This window comes from Stenotrophomonas sp. YJH_SMC_37, from assembly GCF_059370035.1.
In genome coordinates this window covers 198,602-220,743 of record NZ_JCAFTG010000006.1, presented here as the reverse complement: position 1 = coordinate 220,743, position 22,142 = coordinate 198,602, and the positions used below count along the sequence as shown (strand labels likewise).

The window sequence follows — 22,142 nt, the reverse complement described above, 5'->3', positions numbered from 1 at the left end:
ACCGATCAGCCGAGGCTGCGTGCGGTGTTGATGACGTTGATGCCGTTGAAGCGCGCGGTGGACGAACCGTGCGAGACCGCCGAGACCTGGCCCGGCTGGCCCTTGCCGTCGAAGAACGAACCGCCCAGGCGGTAGTCGCGCTCGTCGGCCACGGCGGTGCAGGCATTCCAGAACTCCGGCGTGCGGATCTGGTAGGCCACGTCTTCCAGCATGCGGGTGATCTGGCCGTTCTTGATCTCGTAGAACAGCTGGCCGCCGAACTGCGCGTTGTAGCGCTGCTGGTCGATCGAGAACGAACCGTCACCGATGATGTAGATGCCGTTCTCCACGTCCTTGATCAGGTCGGGCACGCTCAGCGGCTTCTTGCCCGGTGCCATCGACACGTTGGCCATGCGCTGGAACTGCACGCTGGACCACGAGTCGGCATAGCAGCAGCCGTCGGACTCGCTCTTGCCGAGGATGTGGGCCTGGTCGCGGATGGTCTGGTAATCCACCAGCTTGCCGTTGCTGATCAGGTCCCAGCGCTTGCACTTCACGCCTTCATCGTCGTACGCCACCGCGCCCAGACTGCCCGGCTGGGTCTTGTCGGCGAAGATGTTGACCAGCTCGCTGCCGTACTGGAACTGCTGTTCGCGCTTGTCCAGGGTGGCGAAGCTGGTGCCGGCGTAGTTGGCTTCGTAGCCGAGCACACGGTCCAGCTCCAGCGGGTGGCCGATCGACTCGTGGATGGTCAGCCAGGTGTGTGACGGGTCGAGCACCAGATCGTACTTGCCCGGCTTCACCGACGGTGCCTTCAGCTTTTCCTGCGCCTGCCTGGCGGCGGCGACGGCGTCCTCCTTCATGTCGTAGGAGGTGCTGTAGTTGACCACGCCATTGGGGCTGTGCACCTTGCCGGCGGCGGCGCCGTCGAGGTACTCGTAGCCCAGCCCCATCGGCGAGGACAGGCCCTCGCGGGTGCGGAACTTGCCGCTGGACTTGTCGATGGCGGTGACCGTCATTGGCGCCCAGATGCGGTGCACGTCCTGGTCGATGTAGGAGCCGTCGGTGGAGGCGAAGTACTTCTGCTCGTTCACCAGGAACAGCATCGAATTGACGAAGCTGGCGCCGGCGCCCATCGCCGCGGCGTTGACGTCCAGCAGCAGATCGACCTTTTCCTTGATCGGCACCTCCATCGCATTCTTGCGGATCGGCGTGCGCCAGCTCACCTCACCCACACCCGGCGCCTTGGCCAGCTGCACCGGCGCGGTCTGCACGCCAGCATTGGCCTTGGCGATCGCCGCGGCCTGCTGCGCCGCCCTGGCCACATCGGCGGTACCCAGCGCATTGGTGGCGGCAAAGCCCCAGGCGCCGTTGACGATCACGCGGATGCCCACGCCGGTGGACTCGGTGTTCACCACGTTCTGCACCTTGTCTTCGCGGGTGATCACGAACTGCCGCAGGTAGCGGCCGATGCGCACGTCGCAGTAGGTGGCGCCGGCGCTGCGTGCGGCCTGCAACGCAGCGTCAGCCAGGCGCTTCTTCAGCGCCGGGTCCAGGCTGGACTGCAGCTGCTCGGCGGCGATCACCTTGCCGAAGAAGGAGGGCACGATCAGCCCGCCCGCGGTAAGCCCGGTCAGGGCCAGGAAGTCACGTCTTTGCAAGGCTGCTCTCCACGTCGAAGGATGGGTGGCTCATGCGCCGAGACTGCGCGCGGTGTTGATGATGTTGATGCCGTTGAAGCGGGTGGTGGACGAACCGTGCGAGACCGCCGAGACCTGGCCGGGCTGGCCCTTGCCGTCGAAGAACGAACCGCCCAGGCGGAAGTCGCGTTCATCGCAGATGGCGGTGCAGGCATTCCAGAATTCCGGCGTGCGGATCTGGTAGGCCGCATCCTCAACCATGCCGGCGATCTTCCCATCCTTGATCTGGTAGTACAGCTGGCCGCCGAACTGCGCGTTGTAGCGCTGCTGGTCGATCGAATACGAACCGCGGCCGTGGATCCAGATGCCGTTTTCCACGTTCTTGATCATGTCCTCGACACTGAGCGGCTGCTTGCCCGGTGCCAGCGAGACATTGGCCATGCGCTGGAACTGCACGCTGGACCAGGAATCGGCGTAGCTGCAGCCGTGCGATGCATCGCGGCCGAGGATATGGGCCTCGTCGCGGGTGGCCTGGTAGTCAACCAGGATACCGTCGCGTACGAGGTCCCAGCGCTGCGTCTTCACCCCTTCATCGTCGTAGCCGACGGCGCCGAGGCTGCCCGGCTGGGTCTTGTCGGCGAAGAAAGTGACGATGTCGCTGCCCCAGCGGAAGCCGGCATCGCGCTTGTCCAGCGTGGCGAAGCTGGTGCCGGCGTAGTTGGCTTCGTAGCCGAGCACGCGGTCCAGCTCCAACGGGTGGCCGACGTTCTCGTGGATGGTCAGGAACAGGTTGGACGGGTCCAGCACCAGGTCGTACTTGCCGGGCTTCACCGACGGCGCCTTCAGTTTCTCGCGCGCGTGGCGGGCGGCGGCGATGGCGTCTTCGACCGGGTCGTAGGAATCGCGGTAGGCGGTGATGCCGCCGGGCAGCTGGACCTTTCCACGCGCATCGCCATCGAGGAACTCGTAGCCCATGCCCATCGGCGAGGAGAGGCCGGCGCGGGTACGGAACCTGCCGCTGGCCTTGTCGATGGCGGTGGCGGTAAACGGCAGCCAGATGCGGTGAATGTCCTGGTCGATGAACGAGCCGTCGCTGGAGGCGAAGTACTTCTGTTCGTTGACCAGGAACAACGTGGAATTGATGTAGTCGGCGCCCGCATCCAGCGCGGCGGCGTTGAGCGCCAGCAGCAGTTCGACCTTGTCCTGGATCGGCACCGCCATGGCGTTCTTCCGCACTGGCGTCTGCCAGCGCACTTCGCCGACCGACGGCGTCGGCGCCAGCTGTACCGGCCGGGTCTGGATGCCGGCATTGGCGCGGGCGATTGCCGCTGCCTGCTCGACCGCGGCGCGCACGGCGGCCTCGGTCTGCTGATGGGTTGCAGCGAAGCCCCACGCGCCGTTGACGATCACCCGCACGCCCACACCGGATGATTCGCGGTTGGTTACATTGCCGACCTGGTGTTCGCGGGTGATGACCGACTGGTTGAGATAGCGGCCGATACGGACATCGCAGTAGCTGGCCTTGGCGGTGCGTGCGGCGGCCAGCGCGACCTCGGCCAGCCGCCTGCGCTGGGCGGTGTCGACCGGGGCCAGCAACTGCTCGGCGGCGATGGCACGGGAATGCGGCAGCAGCAGGCCCGCCAGGCCCAGACCGGAAAAAGCCAGGAACTCACGTCGTTGCACAGCGTTTCTCTCTCTCGCTTGCGTGCGGCCGACAATGGGTCGAGCCGATCACGTCAACTTCTCGACTTTCGCCAGCGCGGCGCGTGCGGGCAAGTGACTGCAGTCATGGTTGGTGGGGGTTTCGGCAGGGCTTGCAGCCCTGCACCTGCTTCAAGCCAGGGCAACGTCAACGTCAAAAGCGGGCATTCCGTGGGTGGGTGGGGCGGTGTCGGATTGCGGGGACGCCGTGAATCCGTCCATGGAGGCTTGGCAGCCGCATCCATGCGGCTGACACCCCGCACTCCGACACCGCCCCACCTTCGACAGATTTCGTGTGCTGTTGGTGGGTGTCGACCTTGGTCGACACAATCTGTCAGATATCGAAATGTATCCGGGGTCAGATCCGTTTTCCTGTGGAAAACGGATCTGACCCCAAGAGCCGTTCCAACAGACCGCAGGAAACCGTCGAAGGCGGGGTGGGTCCGGTTGCGGGGGCGTGAGCCGCATGGATGCGGCGACCGAGCCTCCATGGACGGATTTACGGCGTCCCCCGCAACCGGACCCACCCCGCAATCCCACAGGAAGCCCGCTGTTGCTGTTGCCGTTGCTTCGGCGGGTGCAGGGCGCCGCCCTGCCGAGCAACACCCCCTCGTGCACAATGGGGCCGACCCCGCCTGGACCCCGTCCTGATGTCGAGCAAGCCGTATTCAGAAGCCTGCGAACGCAACCGCGAACCCATCGCCGCCGCGCTCGACCCGTGGATGGGCGACCGCCACCGGGTGCTGGAGATCGGCAGCGGCACCGGCCAGCATGCTGCCTTCTTTGCCGAGCGCTGGCCCTGGCTGCGCTGGCAGCCCAGTGATCATCCGGACCACCTGCCAGGCATCGAGGCATGGCGTGCCGAAACGGCGTTGCTGAATCTGCTGCCGCCGGTAGCGCTGCAGGTGGAACTGCCGCCAGCGCCCGGCCTGAACCTGGCACCGGGCAGTACGTTCGATGCCGCATTCAGCGCCAACACCCTGCACATCATGAGCTGGGCACACGTCCAGTCATTGTTCGCGGCGCTGCCGCCCCTGTTGCGCCACGGTGCGCTGCTGGCGGTGTATGGCCCGTTCAACTACGGCGGCCGCTACACCAGCGACAGCAATGCGCAGTTCGATGCCTGGCTGAAGGCACGTGATCCGCGCAGCGGCATCCGCGACAGCGAAGCGGTGCAGGCGCTGGCCGCCGACCACGGATTCACCCGACTGGGGGATGTGGCGATGCCGGCCAACAACCGCCTTCTGCTGTGGCGGCTGGGCTGAACCGCCGGTAGCGCCGGCCGCTGGCTGGCAACCGATTGCCAGGAGGAATGCCGGCCAGCGGCCGGCACTACCATCAGGCCACCTGCACGATATGCAGCGCCTTCGGATTGCGCCACTGCGCCAGCAGGGCCGCTTCGCGCGCCTTGGCCTGCTCGAAATGCGCTTCCTTGACGTGGCCGAAGCCGCGGATGTGTTCGGGAATGCTGGCGATCTCCACCGCCAGCGTCAGGCGGTCGTCATCCAGGCCATCCAGCAGCACCTGCACAGTGGCCTCGTAATCACTGATCAGCTTGCGCTCCATGCGCCGCTCTTCGGTGCGGCCGAACACGTCGAAGCGGCCGCCACGCAGGAACTTCAGCTTCGCCAGCAAGCCAAACGCCTTGAACATCCACGGGCCGTATTCCTTCTTCAGCAACCGGCCCTGCTCGTCCTTCCTGGCGAACAGCGGCGGCGCCAGGTGGAAGCGCAGCTGATAGTCGCCCTCGAACTGCTGCTGCAGGCGTCGCTGGAAGTCGCCGCTGGTGTACAGGCGGGCCACTTCGTACTCATCCTTGTAGGCCATCAGCTTGAACAGGTAGCGGGCCACCGTCTCGGTCAACGCGGTGGAGCCGCCGATACGCTCGGCTTCGGTAGCGCGCACGCGTGCCACCAGATCACGGTAACGCGTGGCGTAGGCAGCATCCTGGTACTCGACCAGGAAGGCGGCGCGGCGCTCGATCATTTCATCCAGCGAGCGCGACAGGCGCGCGTCGTCCAGCGGCAGGAATGCCACGTCGCCACCGTGCGAGGGCAGGCCGCGCAGCTCGCGTTCGTCGCCGGTGTTGCGCGGTGCAGCGGTGGCGCCCCATTCGTTGCCCTCCCATTCGCCCGGCGGCAGCGGATGCAGCGGGCCCGGGGTGGATTCGGTATCGGTGTGGCGGTTGCGCACCAGGCCGGCGGCCTGCTGCACGGCCTGCGGATCGACCGCGGCCAGGCGGCCCCAGGCGAAGGCCTGCTGGTTCATGGCCACCGCAGCGCCATTGAGCTCGATGGCGCGCATCAGCGACTCGAACGACAGCGGCACCAGGCCCTGCTGCCAGGCGTAGCCGAGGATGAACAGGTTGGCGGCGATGGCATCGCCCAGCAGCGCGGTGGCCAGCTGGGTGGCATCGAGCAGCAACGGCTCCTGGCCGCCCAGTGCCACACGCACACCGGCGATGATGTCGGCGGCGGGGAACTGCATGTCCGGGCGGGTGGTGAAGGTACCCGGCATCGCTTCGTAGGTGTTCAGCACCACCTGCGAACGGCCGGCACGCACCTTCGACAGCGCCCAGTAGTCGTTGACCACCACCATGTCGCAGCCCAGCACCAGGTCGGCTTCACCGGCGGCAATGCGCACGGCGTGGATGTCATCCGGGCGGCGTGCGATGCGGATGTGCGTGGTCACCGCGCCACCCTTCTGCGCCAGGCCGGTCTGGTCGAGCACGGTCGCGCCCTTGCCCTCCAGGTGGCCGGCCATGCCCAGCAGCGCGCCAATGGTCACCACGCCGGTACCGCCGACGCCGGTGATCAGGATGTTCCAGGGCTGCTCAAGCGTGCCGCGGATCGTCGGCGCCGGCAGGTTGTCCAGCAGCGTGGAGGCATCGCGCTTGCTGCCCTTGCGCGGCTGGCCACCGTGCACGGTGACGAAGCTCGGGCAGAAGCCGTTCACGCAGGAATAGTCCTTGTTGCAGTTGGACTGGTCGATCTCGCGCTTGCGCCCGAACTCGGTTTCCTTCGGCAGCACCGACACGCAGAAGCTCTTCTTGCCGCAGTCGCCGCAGCCTTCGCAGACCAGCGAGTTGATCAGCACGCGCTTCTGCGGGTCTTCCAGCTTGCCGCGCTTGCGGCGGCGGCGCTTCTCGGTGGCGCAGGTCTGTTCGTAGATCAGGATCGAAACACCCTTCACTTCACGCAGGCGCTTCTGCACTTCGTCCAGTTCGCTGCGGTCGTGGAACTCGACATCGCTGGGGAAGTGCTCGCGCTGGCCGGTCCACTTGCCGATGTTGTCCGACAGCACCACGATGGTGTGGATGCCTTCGGCGCGCATCTGCTTTGCGATGTCCGGCACGCTCAGCGGGCCGTCCACCGGCTGGCCGCCGGTCATCGCCACCGCATCGTTGTAGAGGATCTTGTAGGTGATGTTGACGCCGGCGGCGACCGCCTGGCGGATCGCCAGCGAACCGCTGTGGAAGTAGGTACCGTCGCCCAGGTTCTGGAACACGTGCGGGGTGTCGGTGAACGGCGCCTGCCCGGCCCAGGTCACGCCTTCGCCACCCATGTGGGTGAAGGTATCGGTGCTGCGGTCCATCCAGGTCACCATGTAATGGCAACCGATGCCGGCCAGCGCCCGCGAGCCTTCCGGCACCTGGGTGGAGGTGTTGTGCGGGCAGCCCGAGCAGTAATGCGGTACGCGCGGGAAGCTGGCGCGCGGCAGCGCAAGCTCGGCTTCCTTCTCCTGCATCCACTGCAGGCGCTGCTCGATCGATTCGTTGTTGAAGAACTTCTGGATGCGGCGGCCGATCACGCCGGCGATGGTGGCCGGCGTCAGTTCACCGGTGGACGGCAGGATCCATTCGCCGCTCTCGTCGTACTTGCCAACGATGGACGGGCGCTGGCCCCAGCTGGCCGGCCAGTTGAAGAACTGTTCCTTCATCTGGCGCTCGATGAAGGCACGCTTCTCCTCCACCACGATGATATCTTCCAGGCCCTGCGCGAAGCGGGCGATGCCTTCCGGCTCCAGCGGCCAGGTCATGCCGACCTTGTACACGCGGATGCCGATGTCAGCGCATGCGGCTTCATCCAGGCCCAGGTATTCCAGCGCCTGCAGCACGTCCAGGTAGCTCTTGCCGGTGGTGACGATGCCCAGCCGCGCGCGCGGCGCGTCCATCACCACCTTGTCGATGCCGTTGGCGCGGGCGAACGCCTGTGCGGCCTTCACCGCATAGCGGTGCAGGCGCATCTCCTGGTCCAGCGGCGGGTCCGGCCAGCGGATGTTGAGGCCACCCGGGGGCATTTCGAAGTCTTCCGGCAGCACGATGCGGCGCGCCATCGGATCGACCTGCACCGAGGCCGACGATTCCACCGTCTCGGCAATGGTCTTGAAGCCGACCCAGCGGCCGGTGTAACGGCTCATCGCCCAGCCCAGCAGGCCCATGTCGAGGATGTCCTGCACGCCGGCGGGGTTGAGAACCGGCATCATCGCGCTGACGAATTCGTCTTCGCTGCCGTGCGGCAGGGTCGAACTGCGGCAGGCATGGTCATCGGCGGCCAGCGCCAGCACGCCGCCGTAGCGCGAGGTGCCGGCGGCATTGGCATGCTTGAACACGTCGCCGCAGCGGTCCACGCCAGGGCCCTTGCCGTACCACATGCCGAACACGCCCTGCACGTTGGCGCCGGGGAACAGGTTGGTCTGCTGCGTGCCCCACACCATGGTGGCGCCCAGGTCCTCGTTCAGGCCCGGGGTGAACTTCACCTTCGCCGCTTCAAGATGCTTGCGCGCGCGCCACAGTTCCAGGTCGAAGCCACCCAGCGGGCTGCCACGATAGCCGCTGACGAAGCCGGCGCTGTCGATGCCTTCGGCGGCATCGCGCAGGCGCTGCATCAGCGGCAGCCGCACCAGCGCCTGCACGCCACTCAGGTAGATCCGCCCCTCGTTGCGGGTGTACTTGTGGTCGAGCGTGTAGTCACGGTCGAGCAGGTCGGCGGAAGAGGGCGAAGTGAGTTGCGCGGTACTGGTCATGGCTGGCCCGGTAGGATCGGCTGGCACCGGCCGCGTGCACGCACGCAGCGGGAAAGGCGCGAATTGTAGCAGCGGGGCCGCGCAGGCCCCGGCACTCGCGCCCGTGGCGGTGCTGGGGTTAGGATCGGGGAGAGAGAGGGAGGCTGCAGTCGCGGCCTGGGGAGAAGGGATGTCAGTTCCAGGAAAGATCCTGGCCAGCGTGCTGCTGGCCTCGGGAGCGGCCACGGCGTGGGCCGCGCCGGCCATGCCGGCACCACAGGAGTTCTACTTCGACAATGACCCGGCGGCCACGCCGATGGTGGCGGTGCAGGGCGGGGGCGATGATCTGGTCGCCCAGCTGGTCAAGCTGCGTGAACGCGGCCGCCGTGCGGTCGAGGCCACGGTACAACTGGCCTCGGTGGCCGGTGCGCAGGGCCGTGGCGAGCTGGCCGAGCAGTTGTATGCCGAGGCGATGAAAGAGGCCCCGGCACAGAGCAGCAGTGGCCGCAGCGTGCGCTGGAACTACGGCTGGGACCTGCTGCGCCAGGGCAAGCCAGAGGCGGCGCTGGAACAGTGGCTGGCCTCGGCCGCCAATGCGCGTACCAAGCCGAGCTGGGTGCCGCCGACCTATGCGCTGGCATTGTGGCGGATGGGGCAGAAGCAGGAGGCGGTGCAGTGGTATGCGGCTGCGGTACGCACCGAGCCGACGCAGTGGAATACCACGGCCAACTATGCGCAGCTGCTGCCGCAGTGGCGCGAGGATGAGCGTGCGTCGCTGGCCGAAGTGCAGCAGGCCTGGGCGGCCGCACCGCCTGCCTGGCCCTGAGGGAGGGGTTCGGCCGGGTTGCACCCGGCACCCGCAGAGGCAACAGCCAAAGCCAAAGCAACAGCAACAGCGGTCTTCCGGTGGGATGGCGGGGCACTGTGGGTTTGCGGGGACGCCGTAAACCCACAGTGCCCCGCCTTCGACAGATTTTCGCAGCTGTGGGTAGGTGTCGACCTTGGTCGACACGGTAGATCCACGCCATGCGTGGATGAATCTGTATCGGAATCGACTATTCGATATCTGATCGAAGAGCAGCCGAGCGTGGGCTCGGCTCTACAGAAGGCGGCCAACCAACCGGCTTTTGCTTTTGCTTTTGCTTCTGCTTTTCTTTTTTCTTTTCCGTGGCGGACGCACTCGGAAATTGTCAGAGGCCGGGCGGGGTGGGTTCGCGGGGGTGTCCGCGGCATGGATGCCGCGGCCAAGCCCCCATGGACGGGTTGACGGCGTCCCCCGCGAATCCATCCCGCCCGGCCAAGCGCGGCTTTTGACGTTCACGGTCAACCAGCCGCCACGAGGGGCTGCGCCGTTCGCGGGAAACCTCAGTCGTCCGCGGAAACCGTCCGTCCCGACGCCCACGCCCGCAATGCCTCCACCTGCTCGGCCATCAGCACCGACAGCGGCCGCGTGGCGCGGATCTCGTTCATCATCAGCTCGGTGTCCAGCGGCCGGCCTTCGGCGTGCGCTGCATACAGCCCGGCCACGATCGCCTGCTCGATCTCCGCGCCGGAGAAACCATTGGCCGCGGCCGCCAGCGCCGGCAGCGCGAAGTCGTCGCCATTGAGCTGGCGCCGGCCCAGGTGCAGCCGCAGCAGTTCCACGCGCACGTCAGGCGAGGGCAGGTCGACGAAGAAGATCTCGTCGAAGCGGCCCTTGCGCAGCAGTTCGGCAGGCAGCTCGTGCACCTGGTTGGCAGTGGCCACGATGAACACCGGCGCCTTGCGCTCGGCCATCCAGGTCAGCAGGTAACCGAGCACGCGGCGTGACACGCCGCCGTCCTCGCCACCGCTGGCCAGGCCCTTCTCGATCTCGTCCATCCACAGCACGCAGGGCGCCAGCTGCTCGGCCGAGGCCAGTGCCTGGCGCAGGTTGGCCTCGGTCTCGCCGTGGTACTTGTTGTACAGCGCGCCCACGTCCAGGCGCAGCAGCGGTACACCGAAGCCGGCGGCGGTGGCCTTGGCCAGCATCGACTTGCCGCAGCCCTGCACGCCCAGCAGCAACATGCCGCGCGGCGGGTCCAGCCCGGCCGGCGCCGAGCCGGCGATGAAGGCCACGCGCCGCTGGCTGATCCAGCGCTTGAGCCGGTTGGCGCCGGCCACATCGCCGAAGCGCGCGCTGTCATGCTCGAAGAACAGGTGGCCGCTGCGGTTGAGCAGCTCGAACTTCAGCCGTGCCAGCTGCGGCAGGTCGTCGTCGCGCAGCGCGCCATCGGCGTAGATCAGCTGGCGCGCGATGCGCCGGGCATCGACCAGGCTCAGGCCCTGCAGGTTCTTCAGGATCTTCTTCACCGCCTCGCTGTCGACTTCGACCCGGCGGCCGCCGTGCTCGCGCGCATAGGCGTCGGCCTCTTCGCGCAGCATCTTCAACAGGGCGTTGGCATCAGGCAGGCGCGGGTTGAAGCGCACCGCCAACGCTTCCAGCTCGGCCGGCAGCTCCACCTTGGCACCGATCAGCACCAGCACATGCGGCTCGCTGTGGCGGCGCTGGATCAGGTCGCGCAGGGCGCGCTGATGGCTGGCATAGCCCAGGTACGGGTGGAAATCGAGCAGCAGGTAGACCCCGCGCTGGTCGGCCTGGCGGATCATCTGCAGGGCCGCGCTGGCATCGGGTGGCCCGACCGGCGGGTCTTCACTGTCCAGGTCGATGCGGCGCAGGCCCTCGGTGATCGACCAGCGGTGCAGCGCCCGCCATACGTGCATCAGCGTCTGCCGGAACAGCTCGACGATGCGACCCTCGTCCTGGGTCTCGATCACGATCAGTGGGGTATTGGCGCGGATCAACGCGCTCAGGTCCTGCAGTTCGCTCATGCCGGTTCGATCCTTCGGAAGCGCCACGATAGCAAAGGCGATGGCCGCTGGTTCAGCACGACGCTACCTCCCGTCACCATCGCCGGTGTACGCTCGGGGAACGTACCCGGAAGCGAGGCTGGCATGAAGACGATCCTGGTGGCCGGTTCCAAGGGCGGGGTGGGCAAGACCACCGTCGCCACCCACCTGGCCGCGTACGCGGCATTGCAGGGCAAGGCCACGGTGATTGCCGATGCCGACCCGCAGGGCTCCAGCACCCGCTGGGCACAACGCCGTGCCGGGCTGGAAAGTGCGGTGCTGCCGATCGACGTATATCGGAAGAAGCAGTGGGCGCAGAAGCTGCCCGACGGTACCGACACCGTCATCATCGATGCGCCGGCCGGCGCCCTGGCCGACGATATTCCCCATTTCCTCGACGCTGCCGACGCGGTGGTGGTGCCGGTGCTGCCCTCGGCGCTGGATATCGAAGCCATCGTCGGTTTCCTCAACAGCTTGGCCCAGAACCCGCGCGTGCACAGCCGCAAGCTGCCAGTGGGTCTGGTGCTCAACCGTACCAAGCCCTGGACCCAGACCTCGCAGCAGGCGCTGCAGATGCTGGGTGAATGGCCGTACCCGGTGGTCGCGCAGCTGCGCGACAGCCAGAGCTATGTGGTCATGACCGGCCTTGGCCGCAGCCTGTTCGACTACCGCTCGGCCCAGGTGCGCGAGCACCAGGCCGATTGGGAGCCGCTGCTGTCCTGGCTGAAGCTTTGATGCCTGCATCACCCTTCCTGCTGCATCCTCTTCTTCATGGAAACCCGCGATGCGTGAATTGATCCTGCTGCGCCATGCCCATGCCGAGCCGGCGACCCCCGGCCAGGCCGACCTCGACCGGCCGTTGTCGCCGGTGGGGCTGGCCGAAGCCGAAGCCGCCGGCAAGTGGCTGAAGGAGAACAACCTGCTGCCGGACTGCGTGCTGTGCTCGCCGGCGCGACGTACCCGTGAGACCCTGGAAGCGGTGATGACGGCCATCGGCTATGTCGAGAAGCGCCTGGAAGACCGGATCTACGAAGCCACCCCGGGCACCCTGGCGGCGCTGGTGGACGAGCGTCGCGACCTGGACCGGGTGCTGATCGTGGGCCACAACCCGGGCCTGGAGCAGCTGGTGGCCCTGATGACCGACGGCACCAGCAGCGACTACCGCGGCATGCCGCCGGCCGGCATTGCCGTGCTCGGCTTCCCGCGCGAGGCTTCGATCGAGCCGGGCGTGGCCAGCCTGAACGCGTTCTGGTGGCCGTGATCCAATGAGCCTGGCGCGGCGCAGCCGCTTTCTGCTGCCCGTGCTGCTGGCTTCCGGCGCGGCCTGGCCTGCCGCGCCTCCTCCGCCAACGCCAACGCCCCTGCCGCCGGTGGTCGCCGAAGCGCATCGGGTCCTGCGCCTGGACACCCAACGCTCGCAGATCGGTTTCGAGGTGCGCACCCGCTTCGGCCAGCGCATCGAAGGTGTGTTCCCGCACTTCGAGGGCCGCATCGAGATCCTCTCCGATGGCCGCCACCAGGTGCACCTCAAGATGTTCACGCGCTCGGTCGAGATCCCCGGCAAGGCGCGCTATACCGGCTGGATGCGCGGCGAGGAATTCTTCGACGCGGGCCGCCACCCGGTGGTCGAGTTCGACTCGCTGCCGTACTGGCCGGAGACCGTGGAAGAGGGGGGTGACATCAACGGCCGGCTGACCCTGCGCGGGGTCAGCCATCCCGAGAAGCTGAGGGTGGAGAAGGCGGAGTGCGCCCGACCCGGCTATGATTGCGACGTCGTCAGCCGCGGTACCGTGCAGCGAGGCCGGTATGGAATGGACAGCTGGCAGCTTGCCTTGAGTGATCGTGTGACCTTCGTATTGCGAGCGCGCCTGAGCGAGGCGCCGAAACCGTGAACCTCCTGCTGCGTGTACTGGCGCTGGCAACCGTGTTGCTGGGCAGCGGTTGTGCATCGCTGTCCAATACCGAGCGCGACCGCGCCGAAGCGATCGCCGTGCAGGCGCGCTCGACCCAGGTCGACTGCCAGCGCGCCGACCGCTGCGCGCAGGACTCGCCGCTGCGGGCGCTGGCTGGCCGGGCGTTCACCGAATCCACCCCGGAGCAGCCGCGCCACTACGCCACCCTGCTGGACGAGGGAGAAGGCGCCCTGGTGGCGCGGCTGAACCTGTTGCGCAGCGCCACCCGCAGCATCGACCTGCAGACCTACATCTTCGACAAGGACGACAGCGCCCGGCTGGTCATCGACGAACTGCTGGCTGCATCGCGGCGCGGGGTGAAGGTGCGGGTGCTGATCGACCAGCTCTCGGCGATCTCCGACCTGCAGATCCTCGGCGCGCTGTCCGGCGCCCACCAGAACTTCCAGCTGCGGGTGTACAACCCGACGTTCGGCAAGGCCCGGCTGAATTACTTCGACTATGCCGGCAGCGTGCTGTGCTGCTTCCGGCGCTTCAACCAGCGCATGCACAACAAGCTGCTGGTGATCGACGACGCAATCGGCGTGGTCGGAGGCCGCAACTACCAGGACGACTACTACGACTGGGACCGCGAGTACAACTTCCGCGACCGCGACGTGCTGATTGCCGGCCCCGAGGCGCGTGCGATGGCGGCCAACTTCGATGCCTTCTGGCGTGCCCAGCGCAGCGTGCCGGCCGAGCGCCTGAATGATGTCGGCCGCACCCTGCTGCGCGAGGGCGTGCCGGCGCTGCCCCCCGCCACGTTCCGCCGCCCGGAACGGGTGCAGCGGGTCAGTGCCGAAGCCAATGACATGGACTTCGTCACCCGTTCCTTCGTGGATACCGCGCTGCCGGTGGCCTCGGTGCGCTATGTCGCCGACCTGCCGCGCAAGCACCGGCGCGAGAAGGCCGATGCCCCGCTGGCCGGCCAGCACGTGACCGAGCCCCAGCTGGATGCGCTCATTGCCGGTGCGCAGAAGGAAGTGATCCTGCAGACGCCGTACCTGGTGCTGTCCAAGCCCGCGCAGAAGCTGTTCCGCGAGCTGCGCAAGCGCCCGCAGCCACCGCGCGTGGTGGTGTCGAGCAACAGCCTGGCGGCCACCGACAATCCCATCGTGTATGCGCTGTCGTACAAGTACAAGCGGCGCAACATGCGCGAACTGGGCTTCAACATCTTCGAATACAAGCCGTTCCCGCTGGATGCGCCGGTTGATTACCGCAACCTGCTGCCCGACCCGATCGCCGCCCCCGGGGCAGACGACGACGGCGGCCGCAACCCGCTGATCGGCGGCAGCGCCGCCGGCAGCAATGCCGGGGGGGGCAGCGAGGGGGACCGGGCAACAACGCGCAGGCAGGCAGTGGTGAATCATCCGCGTACCGGCAGTGCCTACCAGAACGCGCGCGAACGCCGCCGCGCGGCCGGCAGCGAGGTGGAAACGCGCCTGCTGCGCACCGAAACGCGGCCCTCGTTCCTGGGCAGCAAGGCGGTCAACAAGCCATTGCCGGTCACCCGCAAGGGCGCGCGCATGGGCCTGCACGCCAAGTCGCTGGTGGTCGACCGCCGCATCGGCGTGGTCGGCACCCACAACTTCGATCCGCGCAGCGAGAACTACAACACCGAAGGCGCGGTGATCATCGATGATCCGGTGTTTGCCGAGCAGCTGGCCGAGAGCATCCTGCGCGATACCCATCCGCAGAACTCCTGGACGGTGGCGCCGCGGGCCAAGCCGCCGGTGCTGTCGGGGCTGAACTACAGCGTCGGCAAAGCCTCCGAAGCGCTGCCGATCCTCGACTTCTGGCCATGGCGCTATGCCACCGACTACGAGTTCAAGCCCGGCCCGGACTGCCCGCAGCCGCTGCCACGGCAGGACCCGGAGTTCCATCGCTGCTACGTTGCCGTCGGCGACTTCCCCGAAGTCAACGTCGGCCCGAAGTGGCTGCTGGTGCGCATGCTGACCGCATTCGGTGCCGGCCTCGTTCCCATTCTCTGAAGGTGACCGCATGACCCAGGTGTTCCGCGAAGCCGTTTCCCTCGAGCAGCTCAATGCGCTCAGCCGCAACACGGCGATCGAATCCCTGGGCATCGTCTTCAGCGCAGCGGGCGAAGACTGGCTGCAGGCCACCATGCCGGTGGACCAGCGCACCCGCCAGCCCTACGGCATCCTGCACGGCGGGGCCTCGGTGGTGCTGGCCGAGACGCTGGGCAGCAGCGCCGGCAACCTGTGCGTGGATACCGCAAAGCAGGTCTGCGTGGGCCTGGAGATCAATGCCAACCACGTGCGGGCGGTGCGCTCGGGGATTGTCACCGGCACCGCCCGCGCACTGCATGTGGGCCGCAGCACCCAGCTGTGGGAGATCCGCATCGAGGACGAGCAGGGTCGCCTGGTATGCATTTCGCGGCTGACCCTGGCGGTGGTGGCGGCCGGCCACGGTTGAGCCCCCGGTCGGGCGTGTTGACGACGGCAGAACCCAGCGTTCCCCACCGATTGCCCCGGTCAATGGCGGTTATGGCCTAAATCGGCTGGCAGCTGCTGCGACGCTCCGGTATCGTGCGCGGATGACTTCCCCCACTCCGGCCCCCCGTGGCGGCGTGGCGCGTGCGTGCCGTTACCTGTACCGCGTACCGCTGCTGTTGGTCCACATCACCGTGTTCCTGCCGCTGATCCTGATCGGCATGCTTCCGCCGTGGGGCGAGCTGCGCGTGGGCGAGGATACCCTCGGGGCGAAGGTGGTGAACTGGTGGCAGGGGGGCCTGATGTGGATCTTCGGCTTCCGCCTGGTGCAGATGGGCGCGCCGCTGCCCGGTGCCGTGCTGTTCGTGGCCAACCATGTCAGCTGGGTGGACATCTGCATCCTGCACAGCCAGCGCATGATGGGCTTCGTCGCCAAGCGCGAAATCGCCAGCTGGCCCCTGGTCGGCTGGCTCGCTGCGCGCGGGCAGACCATCTTCCACCAGCGTGGCAACACCGAGTCGCTGGGCGGGGTGATGCAGGTGATGGCCGATCGCCTGCGTGGCGGCAAGGCAGTGGGCGTGTTCCCGGAAGGGCGCACCCGCGGTGGCCACGAAGTGGGGCCGTTCCATGCCCGCATCTTCCAGGCCGCGGTTGAAACCGGCGTTCCGGTGCAGCCGGTGGCGCTGGTCTATGGGCTCAAGGGTGACGCACAGACCATCGTGGCATTCGGCCCCGGCGAGAGCTTCTTCGCCAATTTCCTGCGCCTGCTCGGTGAGCCGGCGCGGCGTGCGGAAGTGCACTTCCTGGCACCGATCGGTGCACAGGACCTGGAAGGCCGTCGGCGCATCGCGGAGACCTCGCGCGCGCGCATCGTGGCGGCCATGAGCACCGGTTGAGGGCACGGTGGCCCTGGTTCCGCCACCTGTCCTGGACGCCGGTACGCCGACGTTGCATGCGGCTGACTACCAGCCGCCGCGCTGGCTGCGCAACCCGCACCTGCAGTCGATGCTCAGCTCCAGCCGCATGCGCCTGCAGCGCGGCCTGCTGCTGCTGGCGGCCACCGGCGCGGTCAGCGAAGAGCTGATCCTCGACGGCGGCGATGGCGTGCGCCTGCAGGGCTGGCACAGCCATGTCGAAGGCCGCGAACCCAAGGGCATGGCCCTGCTGCTGCATGGCTGGGAGGGCAGTGCCGAATCCAGCTACATGCGCATGGCGGCCGCGCGCATGATCGAACAGGGTTTCGATGTCGTGCGCCTGAACTTCCGCGACCACGGCAACACCCATCACCTGAACCCCGGCATCTTCCACTCCAACCTGATCGATGAAGTGGTGCATGCCGCAGGAGACATCGCCCAGCGCTGGCCGCAGCTGCCGCTGGTGGCGGCCGGCTACTCACTGGGCGGCAATTTCGTGCTGCGCCTGGCCCTGCGCGCGCCGGCCGCCGGCGTGCCGCTGCTGCGCGTGGCCTCGGTGTGCCCGGTGCTGGACCCGGGGCTGACCATGGAGAGCATCGAGAATGGTCCGGCAATGTACGATTGGTACTTCCGACGCAAATGGGCCGGCTCGCTGCGCCGCAAGCGCGATCTGTTCCCCGAGCTGAGCGACTGCGACGACCGCGTGTTGAAGCTGGATATCCGTGCGCTGACCGCCTGGTTGGTTGAACGGCATACCAGCTTTGGCTCGCTGCAGGCCTATTTCGATGGCTACTCGATTGCCGGTGACCGCCTGTCGGCCCTGCAGGTGCCGGCCGACATCCTGATGGCGCAGGACGACCCGGTGATTCCCTATGCGACCTTCAGCGACTGGCAGCTGCCGCGCCACGCGCGCCTGGAGACCGCCTGCTGGGGAGGCCACTGCGGTTTCCTGGAAAACTGGCGGGGCGACGGCTTCTCCGAACGGTGGGTGGCGCAGCGCCTGCAGCGGGTGCTGGCGGGCTGAACCGGCACCGGCGCGTGGACCGCTACAATGCGGGTTTGCACTCGAACCGGACCGCCATGCAAGACCAGATCATCCAAGCGTTGCGCCAGAACCAGGCCGACCAGGCCGTGCAGCTGGCCCAGGCGTGGACCCGTGACGAACCCGGCCAGGCCGGGGCCCACCGCTGGCTGGCGCTTGCGCTGCAGCAGCAGGGCAAGGCCGAAGATGCCATGGAAGCCCTGCAGCAGGCGTTGCAGCTGGCACCGGACGACGCCCAGCTGCACCTGCAGCATGCTGGCCTGCTGCTGGCCCTGCGCCAGTACGAAGGCGCCGACGAAGCGCTGGCGCGCACCACCGGGCTCGACCCGAACTCCTTCTCCGCCTACCTGATGCAGGCGCACCTGGCGGTTGGCCGCAATGACTTCGACGAGGCACAACGCCTGTCCACCCTGGCCTCGCGCGTGGAGCCGGACCACCCCGAGCTGCTGACCATCGACGGCATGATCGCGCTGCGCCGCGATGACCCGGACCGTGCGCTGGTGCTGCTGTCGGCAGCCAACAAGGCCCAGCCGAATGACACCCGCGTGCTCTATGCGCTGGGCTTTGCCTACCTTGGCAAGGACATGCTGGCATTCGCCGAGCAGGCGTTCCGCCGCGTGCTGGAACTGAACCCGGCCATCAGCTCGCTGCATGGCCTGGTGGTGCAGCTGGCGCTGCGCCAGGGCAACGTGCCGGCGGCGGCCGAAGCCATGGAGGTGGCCCTGCGGCAGCCGGAGCTGGACGTGCCGGCGATGCGGCGCCTGGCCGGTGAGCTGGCGTTGCGCAACGGCCAGCCGCTGCAGGCGCTGGACCATCTGCTGCCCTTGCTGGAAGCGATCCCCGATGACCGCCAGCTGCTGCAGCTGCTGCTGATGTCCTGGCAGCGCCTTGGCCGCGAAGACGAGGCGCGTGCACGCCTCGACGCTGCCCTGGAGCAGCACCCGCAGCTGCATGATCTGTGGCTGGCGCGCCTGGCCGTGGAAGAAGTTGGCAGCCCCGCTGCCGCGGCGACCGTTGAACGCTGGATGGACGCCATGCCGGGCCACCTGCCGGCGCTGGAAGCACGCCTGCGCCTGCACGACATGGTGGGCGAGCACGAGCAGGCCGAAGCCATTGCCGAGCGTATCGTCAGCATTGAACCGGGGCGTGTCAGTGGCGAAACCCGCCTGGTTGAAGGGTTGCTGCAGCGTGATCCGCCTGCTGCGGTGGCCCGCGTGCAGGCGCTGGTCGAGCAGGCGCCGGAAGCGCATCGCGCCGATCTGCGCACCTGGATGGGCGAGATCCAGGACCGTGCCGGCCAGCCGCAGGAGGCCCTGCGTACCTGGCTGTCGCTGCAGGCCGACCAGGCCCCGCAACGCCTGCCGCTGCCACCGCAGGCCAAGTCTCCGCCAAGCTGGCCGGAGAAGGGTGAGATTGACGGCAACACCAGTTCCGCGCCGATCTTCCTCTGGGGCGCGCCGGGCTCGGGCGTGGAGCGCGTGGCGACCGGCCTGGCGGCCGCCAGCCCGGTGCTGCGAAGCGACCGCTACACCAGCAACCCGCCCGACGATGCGTTCCAGAACTACAACACGCTGCAGGATCTCGCTTCGGGCGTACTGACGCCGGAGCGGCTGGTGCAGCGTTGGCGCGAACAGCTGCCGGCGCGTGGCCTGCAGAGCGATACCGTCATCGACTGGCTGCTGTGGTGGGACAACGCCCTGCTGTGGGCGTTGCGCCCGCAGCTGCCGCAGGGGCGACTGGTGCTGGTGCTGCGTGATCCGCGCGACATGCTGCTGGACTGGGTGGCCTACGGTGCCGCCGCGCCGCTGGCGATGACCTCGCTGGCCGAAGCCAGTGAATGGCTGACCCGCGCGCTGAACCAGATTGCCACGCTGCATGAGGACGACCTGTACCCCCACGTGCTGCTGCGCATCGACCAGGTCGGCAACGATCCGCAGGCGATGGCCGAACTGCTGGGCCGCCTGTTCGAGCGGCCGATGCCGCCGGCGGCGCAGTTGGGCGCGCCGCGCTTCCCGCCCGGCCACTGGCGCAACTACCGCGACGTGATGAGCGCCGCCTTCGCCCAGCTCACCCCGGTTGCGGTGCGCCTGGGTTACCCGGAAGAGTGAGGAGATCCTGATGCAGCTGACCAGTAACAGCCTGACCAATGGCGCACCGATTGATCGTGAGTTCGCCGCCGGCGATGCCAATGGTTTTGCGCCCGACCGCAACCCGCACCTTGCCTGGAACGGGGCGCCGGCCGGCACCCGCTCGTTCCTGCTGGTGTGCGTGGACCCGGACGTGCCGACCGTGCCGGAGACGGTTGGCCGCAGCGACATGAGTGTGCCGCGTGACCAGCCACGTTGCGATTTCGTGCACTGGGTGATGGCCGATATTCCGGCCTCGGTGCAGGAGATCGCCGCTGGCAGCTGCAGCGACGGCTTCGTGGTGAAGGGAAAGCCCGCACCCGCCGGTCCGGCCGGCAGCCGCCAGGGCCTGAACGACTTCACCGGCTGGTTCGCGGGCAACCCGGACATGGCCGGTGATTACCTGGGCTATGACGGCCCGTATCCGCCGTTCAACGACGAGCGCATGCACCGCTATTTCTTCCGGGTATTCGCGCTGGACGTGGCGTCGCTGGACCTGCCGCAGCGCTTCACCGCCGCCGACGCGTACCGCGCCATGCACGGCCACGTGCTGGCCGAAGCCGCACTGCACGGCACCTACACGTTGAACCCGGCGCTGTAACCGCAACCCCGGTAGCGCCGGCCGCTGGCCGGCGTTGCTTTCGGTAGCGTCGAGCCATGCTCGGCTGCTTTTCCCGATAGACAGCAGCCGAGCATGGGCTCGGCTCTACAACGCACAACGAAGAAGGGCGGCCTCTCGGCCGCCCTTCCATCGTTTTATTTCTTCTCGATGGCCGACTCGACCACCATGTCCAGCACGTACGCCTGCGACGGCGCATCGGCCGGCGGGTTCTTCACCTCGTAGCGCTTCACGCGCACCACGTTGCGCACGCCGTCTTCGTGGGTGTAGCCCTCGATGGTGCCGTAGAAGTTCTCGAACTTGCCCGGCTCGCCCTGCTTCAGGCCCTTGTCGTCGAACTTCACTTCACGCACCTGCAGGCACTGGTAGTCCGGGATCAGCGGGTGCGAGCACTTCTCGGTCTTCGCGGCCACTTCCAGGAACACGGTTTCGCCGGCGCCGCCGTAACGGGTTTCAGCGGTCGGTTCCGGGTTGAAGACCAGCGTGTCGCCCTTGGCGGTGGTCAGGGTCAGCCTGCCATCAGCGTCCTGCTCGGCCTTCAGTTCGCCCTGCAGCCGGCTCGACACGGCCTCGTCCAGCGCCATCAGCGCCTTGTCGGTGCAGGCCATCATGGTCGAGGCCATCGCGCTGACGGCCAGCTTGCCAGCGTCGAAGGTATAACCACCGCCCATGCGGTTGCAGGTGTTGCTGACCGACAGGCGGCCGTCAGCGAAGTCGAGGGTGACCGGCTTGTCCTGGCGGGCGAACAGCGCGTCGATGCGCTTGCCATCGGCGCCGGTGGCCTGCTGCAGCAGCCAGTGCTGGCTCTGCAGGCGCTGCGCGTCCAGATGCGCCAGCGTCTGCTGGTCCGCTGCCTTGGCCGCGGCCGGGGCCACGTCATCGCCGCCGGTGCCGGCCGGGGCCGGGGTCTGGCTGCACGCGGCCATCAGGGCCAGCGGGAGGAGCAGGGTGAGCTTGCGGTTCATGGTGATTCTCCTTGGGGAACCGTGGGGGAAACGGGGTGGGGCTGGCATTGGGGTTACCGTGCCCCGGTGCTGTTCAGCTGCCGGAGGGCAACCACAGCAGCAGCGCCGCGCCCAGCGCGATGCGGTAGAGGGCGAAGGCCGTGAACCTGTGCGACTTGATGTAGCCCATCAGCCACTTCACTACGACGAAGCCGGTGACGGCCGCGGCAAGGAAGGCCACGCCCACCTCGGTCCAGTTCTCGCTGCCCAGCTGCCCGTCCCTGGCCAGTTCCAGGAAAGTGTAGGCACTGGCGGCGAACATGGTGGGAATGCCGACCAGGAACACGAATTCGGCCGCCGCCGCGCGGCGGCTCAGGCCCAGCAGCATGGCCAGGAAGATCGCCGAGGCTGAGCGCGAGGTACCGGGGAATACGCCTGCCACCACCTGCGCCAGGCCGACGCCGATCGCCACGGTCCAGGTCACTTGGTCGCGGTCAGGCAGGCGCGCGGTGTAGGCCTCCACCAGCAGCATCCAGACACCGCCGATGATCAGCGCCCAGGCCACAGGACTGACCGTCTCCGGCAGCGACCAGCCGGCTTTGCGTACCACCAGGCCGACCACGGCGGTGACCAGGAACGCAGCCCCCAGCTTGAATACATACTCCCGGTTCTCACGCTGGTTGAAGCCGGTGGCCAGCTGCAGCAGGCGCTGGCGGAACACCAGCACCACCGCGACGATCGCGCCGGCCTGGATGACGATGTTGAAGAAGTCCGAGCGGGCACCCAGCCAGTGCTGGGCAATGAGCAGATGGCCGGTGCTGGAGATCGGCAGGAATTCGGTCAAGCCTTCGAGGATGCCCAGCAGCAGGGCGGAGAGCAGGTCGGACATGGACGGTGCGGGCA

17 protein-coding genes are annotated in these 22,142 nt (G+C 67.7%); 11 read left to right on the top strand and 6 right to left on the bottom strand.

Going from position 1 to position 22,142, the window contains the following annotated elements:
• Nucleotides 1-5: 5 nt before the first annotated feature.
• Nucleotides 6-1,640 carry a TldD/PmbA family protein gene (locus AC5P8J_RS11125; RefSeq protein WP_021203292.1) on the bottom strand — a complete coding sequence of 545 codons (1,635 nt, stop codon included), beginning with the start codon at nt 1,638-1,640 and terminating at the stop codon, nt 6-8.
• A gap of 30 nt (nt 1,641-1,670) precedes the next feature.
• Nucleotides 1,671-3,302: a TldD/PmbA family protein gene (locus AC5P8J_RS11120; RefSeq protein ID WP_167692751.1), complete on the bottom strand. Its 1,632-nt coding sequence runs from the start codon at nt 3,300-3,302 to the stop codon at nt 1,671-1,673.
• 668 nt (nt 3,303-3,970) lie between these two features.
• Here AC5P8J_RS11120 and AC5P8J_RS11115 point away from each other — a divergent pair.
• Complete coding sequence (locus AC5P8J_RS11115; protein WP_180832937.1) at nt 3,971-4,585, top strand: DUF938 domain-containing protein; 615 nt, start codon at nt 3,971-3,973, stop codon at nt 4,583-4,585.
• A 73-nt stretch (nt 4,586-4,658) separates the two neighbouring features.
• Here AC5P8J_RS11115 and AC5P8J_RS11110 read toward each other — a convergent pair whose 3' ends face one another.
• The gene (locus AC5P8J_RS11110) at nt 4,659-8,345 is read right to left on the bottom strand and encodes an indolepyruvate ferredoxin oxidoreductase family protein (RefSeq protein WP_495216784.1); all 3,687 of its coding nucleotides are present in this window, start codon (nt 8,343-8,345) and stop codon (nt 4,659-4,661) included.
• 169 nt (nt 8,346-8,514) lie between these two features.
• Between AC5P8J_RS11110 and AC5P8J_RS11105 the strand changes: the two genes are divergently transcribed.
• Nucleotides 8,515-9,150, top strand: a complete 636-nt coding sequence (locus AC5P8J_RS11105; RefSeq protein WP_019661950.1) for a tetratricopeptide repeat protein — start codon at nt 8,515-8,517, stop codon at nt 9,148-9,150.
• Nucleotides 9,151-9,689: 539 nt separating this feature from the next.
• Here AC5P8J_RS11105 and AC5P8J_RS11100 read toward each other — a convergent pair.
• Nucleotides 9,690-11,174, bottom strand: a complete 1,485-nt coding sequence (locus AC5P8J_RS11100; RefSeq protein WP_134735567.1) for an AAA family ATPase — start codon at nt 11,172-11,174, stop codon at nt 9,690-9,692.
• A 123-nt stretch (nt 11,175-11,297) separates the two neighbouring features.
• Here AC5P8J_RS11100 and AC5P8J_RS11095 point away from each other — a divergent pair, with 123 nt between their 5' ends.
• The 9 genes from AC5P8J_RS11095 (at nt 11,298) to AC5P8J_RS11055 (ending at nt 20,277) form a co-directional block, all read left to right on the top strand.
• Nucleotides 11,298-11,927 carry a nucleotide-binding protein gene (locus AC5P8J_RS11095; protein WP_010487235.1) on the top strand — a complete coding sequence of 210 codons (630 nt, stop codon included), beginning with the start codon at nt 11,298-11,300 and terminating at the stop codon, nt 11,925-11,927.
• 49 nt (nt 11,928-11,976) lie between these two features.
• Complete coding sequence (locus AC5P8J_RS11090) at nt 11,977-12,453, top strand: SixA phosphatase family protein (protein WP_019661948.1); 477 nt, start codon at nt 11,977-11,979, stop codon at nt 12,451-12,453.
• Between the two features lie 4 nt (nt 12,454-12,457).
• Complete coding sequence (locus AC5P8J_RS11085; protein WP_019661947.1) at nt 12,458-13,084, top strand: YceI family protein; 627 nt, start codon at nt 12,458-12,460, stop codon at nt 13,082-13,084.
• On the top strand, nt 13,081-15,132 hold the full coding sequence (locus AC5P8J_RS11080) for a phospholipase D family protein (RefSeq protein ID WP_021204082.1): 2,052 nt from the start codon (nt 13,081-13,083) through the stop codon (nt 15,130-15,132). The genes AC5P8J_RS11085 and AC5P8J_RS11080 overlap by 4 nt, the downstream gene beginning before the upstream one ends.
• A gap of 10 nt (nt 15,133-15,142) precedes the next feature.
• A complete protein-coding gene (locus tag AC5P8J_RS11075) occupies nt 15,143-15,577 on the top strand; it encodes a hotdog fold thioesterase (RefSeq protein ID WP_021204081.1) in 435 nt (144 codons plus the stop codon).
• A 121-nt stretch (nt 15,578-15,698) separates the two neighbouring features.
• Nucleotides 15,699-16,490 carry a lysophospholipid acyltransferase family protein gene (locus AC5P8J_RS11070; protein ID WP_134735569.1) on the top strand — a complete coding sequence of 264 codons (792 nt, stop codon included), beginning with the start codon at nt 15,699-15,701 and terminating at the stop codon, nt 16,488-16,490.
• Between the two features lie 52 nt (nt 16,491-16,542).
• Nucleotides 16,543-17,532, top strand: a complete 990-nt coding sequence (locus AC5P8J_RS11065) for a YheT family hydrolase (RefSeq protein ID WP_026347255.1) — start codon at nt 16,543-16,545, stop codon at nt 17,530-17,532.
• Nucleotides 17,533-17,588: 56 nt separating this feature from the next.
• Nucleotides 17,589-19,658, top strand: a complete 2,070-nt coding sequence (locus tag AC5P8J_RS11060) for a tetratricopeptide repeat protein (RefSeq protein WP_111102907.1) — start codon at nt 17,589-17,591, stop codon at nt 19,656-19,658.
• Nucleotides 19,659-19,668: 10 nt separating this feature from the next.
• Nucleotides 19,669-20,277, top strand: a complete 609-nt coding sequence (locus tag AC5P8J_RS11055) for a YbhB/YbcL family Raf kinase inhibitor-like protein (RefSeq protein WP_058980253.1) — start codon at nt 19,669-19,671, stop codon at nt 20,275-20,277.
• A 155-nt stretch (nt 20,278-20,432) separates the two neighbouring features.
• On the opposite strand, the gene AC5P8J_RS11050 is transcribed toward AC5P8J_RS11055, so the two are convergent.
• Nucleotides 20,433-21,260 (bottom strand): META and DUF4377 domain-containing protein, encoded by an 828-nt coding sequence (locus tag AC5P8J_RS11050; protein ID WP_155028770.1) that lies wholly within the window; start codon nt 21,258-21,260, stop codon nt 20,433-20,435.
• A 73-nt stretch (nt 21,261-21,333) separates the two neighbouring features.
• Nucleotides 21,334-22,128: an undecaprenyl-diphosphate phosphatase gene (locus AC5P8J_RS11045; protein WP_111097740.1), complete on the bottom strand. Its 795-nt coding sequence runs from the start codon at nt 22,126-22,128 to the stop codon at nt 21,334-21,336.
• Nucleotides 22,129-22,142 lie beyond the last annotated feature (14 nt).

Excerpts from the sequence above, each read along its gene's own strand:
- AC5P8J_RS11115 (WP_180832937.1), top strand. The coding sequence starts at position 3,971 with ATGTCGAGCAAGCCGTATTCAGAAGCCTGCGAACGCAACCGCGAACCC.
- AC5P8J_RS11110 (WP_495216784.1), bottom strand. The coding sequence starts at position 8,345 with ATGACCAGTACCGCGCAACTCACTTCGCCCTCTTCCGCCGACCTGCTC.
- AC5P8J_RS11105 (WP_019661950.1), top strand. The coding sequence starts at position 8,515 with ATGTCAGTTCCAGGAAAGATCCTGGCCAGCGTGCTGCTGGCCTCGGGA.
- AC5P8J_RS11100 (WP_134735567.1), bottom strand. The coding sequence starts at position 11,174 with ATGAGCGAACTGCAGGACCTGAGCGCGTTGATCCGCGCCAATACCCCA.
- AC5P8J_RS11095 (WP_010487235.1), top strand. The coding sequence starts at position 11,298 with ATGAAGACGATCCTGGTGGCCGGTTCCAAGGGCGGGGTGGGCAAGACC.
- AC5P8J_RS11090 (WP_019661948.1), top strand. The coding sequence starts at position 11,977 with ATGCGTGAATTGATCCTGCTGCGCCATGCCCATGCCGAGCCGGCGACC.
- AC5P8J_RS11085 (WP_019661947.1), top strand. The coding sequence starts at position 12,458 with ATGAGCCTGGCGCGGCGCAGCCGCTTTCTGCTGCCCGTGCTGCTGGCT.
- AC5P8J_RS11075 (WP_021204081.1), top strand. The coding sequence starts at position 15,143 with ATGACCCAGGTGTTCCGCGAAGCCGTTTCCCTCGAGCAGCTCAATGCG.
- AC5P8J_RS11070 (WP_134735569.1), top strand. The coding sequence starts at position 15,699 with ATGACTTCCCCCACTCCGGCCCCCCGTGGCGGCGTGGCGCGTGCGTGC.
- AC5P8J_RS11060 (WP_111102907.1), top strand. The coding sequence starts at position 17,589 with ATGCAAGACCAGATCATCCAAGCGTTGCGCCAGAACCAGGCCGACCAG.
- AC5P8J_RS11055 (WP_058980253.1), top strand. The coding sequence starts at position 19,669 with ATGCAGCTGACCAGTAACAGCCTGACCAATGGCGCACCGATTGATCGT.
- AC5P8J_RS11050 (WP_155028770.1), bottom strand. The coding sequence starts at position 21,260 with ATGAACCGCAAGCTCACCCTGCTCCTCCCGCTGGCCCTGATGGCCGCG.
- AC5P8J_RS11045 (WP_111097740.1), bottom strand. The coding sequence starts at position 22,128 with ATGTCCGACCTGCTCTCCGCCCTGCTGCTGGGCATCCTCGAAGGCTTG.